This is a genomic window from Algoriphagus faecimaris (assembly GCF_900101705.1).
GTDB lineage: Bacteria > Bacteroidota > Bacteroidia > Cytophagales > Cyclobacteriaceae > Algoriphagus > Algoriphagus faecimaris.
In genome coordinates, this window is the sequence record NZ_FNAC01000026.1 from 1 (window position 1) to 2,793 (window position 2,793).

The 2,793-nt window shown below is 38.8% G+C and carries 2 protein-coding genes; both read right to left on the reverse strand.

What is annotated here, in order from left to right; all coding sequences use genetic code 11:
- Positions 1-428: 428 nt before the first annotated feature.
- Entirely contained in the window at positions 429-2,339 is a 1,911-nt protein-coding gene (locus BLQ57_RS13410; protein ID WP_087939721.1) for a polysaccharide biosynthesis protein, read from the reverse strand.
- A gap of 246 nt (positions 2,340-2,585) precedes the next feature.
- Positions 2,586-2,793: hypothetical protein (locus tag BLQ57_RS21345; protein ID WP_217639527.1), on the reverse strand; the 208-nt coding region annotated here is incomplete at its 5' end.

Here is a 2,793-nt window from a genome sequence, read left to right on the forward strand (position 1 = left end):
TGGATGTTGCAGATCCTTTTCGCTGCTTGGTATGGGCTTGATTATTATATGGAAGGTATGTATTAAAAATTCCAAATAATAAATTTCGAACAGGCCCAAGTCTACCTACGGCAGATAAATATGAAGACATTGTGCCAATTAGGTCTTGGGGAGGGAGGAATTGTTGAGGGTTATGGGTTCATGGTTCAAGGATTGCGAATTTCGGGGTTTTGATCAATAATAGTATCTCAACAACATTAAATATTGGGACAAAAAAAACATTACTTATTCCACATATCACAAAACATATTTTCACCAATTATCGGTGTGCTTTATACCCTGCTATGTGGTTAAAAAACCTCAGAAAATTCGGGCTTGCGGAAGATTTGAGGAAAACTGAAAGGTGGCTTGGGTTCAAAAAACTAAGAGTCCAAGCTGACCTCAGCTTCTCAGTTCATTCTATCCAAAACCTCAAACCTGGAAGAATTTGAAATAAATTCGGGTACAATGACTTTTAGATGCGACACCAATTCATTTTCTGAATTCTTATGGATTAAATCCTGAAAAATATCAATTTGCCCATCAATTTTGTGGTAGGCAGATGGAAGCACCTGAGCAATTTTGATTTTCGGATGATGGGTAATCTTCACCGTTTCAAAATCATTTAATAATTCTTCATACAATTTCTCCCCTTCTCTCAAACCGGAGAAGCTGATTTTAATGTCCTCGTCTACTTTTTTACCTGAAAGCTTAATCATCTTTTTGGCCAAATCCAGAATTTTCACCGGTTCTCCCATATCAAAAACATAGATTTCCCCTCCATTCCCCATGATTCCAGCTTCCAATACCAATTGACAGGCTTCAGGAATGGTCATAAAGAATCGTGTAATCTCCGGGTGGGTCACCGTAATCGGGCCTCCGTGCATGATTTGTTTCTTGAATAAGGGGATAACAGAACCATTTGAACCTAGGACATTTCCGAATCGGGTGGTGATGAACTTAGTATGATATTTCTTGTGGTTTTGTTCCAAATATTCATTGAGCGCTTGCACGTACATTTCTGCAGCGCGCTTACTTGCTCCCATCACATTGGTTGGGTTGACAGCCTTATCTGTAGAAACTAATACAAAACGGTCCACCTGAGCCAAAACAGAGAGATCTGCTAGGATTTTGGTACCGATGACGTTGGCATGAATCGCCTCTTCCGGATAATTTTCCATCATAGGCACATGCTTGTAGGCAGCGGCGTGAAATACAACTTGAGGTTTACAGATGCGGAAAATTTCCTTCATCTTCTTTTTATTCCTGACATCTCCCAATACTATTTTTATGGGACAGGTAGGATAATTTTCTTTGAATTCCTGCTCCACATCGTAAAGAGCGGATTCGGCAATATCTAGAAGGACCAAAAGGCGAGGATTGTAATGACTGATTTGCCTACAAATCTCGCTACCGATAGAGCCTGCGGCTCCGGTCACCATTATGATTTTTCCAGTAAGGTCTTCTTTGATTCGAGGATTGTCCAATTTGATTTGTTCGCGACTCAGCAAATCTTCAATCTTCACCTCCCTGATAGCTCCCGCGGTAAGTCCTCCGTTGATCCACTGATCTACAGGAGGCACCATAGACACTGATACATTCAGGCGAAGGCATTCATCTATAATTTCATTTTTACGCTTTACAGAAAGGTCTCTGACAGCAATAATCAATTCGGTTACTGCAAACTGTTCGACTAGTTTTTCCAAGGACTCTATACCTCTATAAATTCTTTTACCGGCAATATTTTTACCCTCCTTTTTAGGATCATCGTCCAAAAAAGCAATTGCGTTAAACAAACTTTTACTGTCTTGCTTGATGGCTTCCTGTGCAATAATTCCCGCTTCTCCTGCACCGAAAATGACTCCATTTTTCATCTCTCGATGCATAAATCCATTCTTCAAGTAGACAAATAGCTCTTTTACCAGTAATCTGTAGAAAATCAACATGAAGAGGGAGGACAAACTCGCCACAATCAATACTGAGGTCGGCAGTAAAAAGCGATCATTCAGAAAATTACCGTGAAAAAAATTCAGAAATAGGAATAATATAAAGTTGATCAGTACCGTTTTGAAGATATTGGATCCGTCTTTGAATCCAGTATGCCGTACAATCCCCTCGTAACTGCGTGTGTTTTGCATAACGAGTAGACCGCCAACCATAAAAATGAAGCTTCCAGCTACAGCATCGTTTTGCTCTATGAGTGCCAGTTCAAAATTGAACCTAACCAAATAACCAAACAAAGCACACTGGAAAAGAATCAGCGAGTCAAGAGTGGCTATAATCCATCGAGGAAGGATTTTTAACCGGGATAAAAAATTCATAGTAAAGGTTTTTTCAAATAGTAAGATTTATAAAATTCATCAATCGTACTCCTTGTAATATCGCTGCAAAATAAACAATTCGCAGCCTTAGACAAAAGAAACATAAGCAATATTTTTCAAATTCCAACAATTCTTTGCAGTTAACCAAGTTGATATGACATTTTGGGAAAGAAACGAAGTAAATTAAATTTTGGATTTAGGCGTTTATTTGATGAATTGTTTAATTGATGAATTGAAGGCAAGTTGTCAGGAAGCTTGGAAGAATGGAAGTTTGGATGTTACAGATCCTTTTCGCTGCTTGGTATGGGCTTGATTACTATATGGAAGGTATGTATTAAAAATTCCAAATAATGAATTTCGAACAGGCTCAAGTCTACCTACAGCAGATAAATCTGAAGACATTGTGCCAATTAGGTCGGAATGGTTTAAAGTTCTGGATTCATGGTCCAAGGTT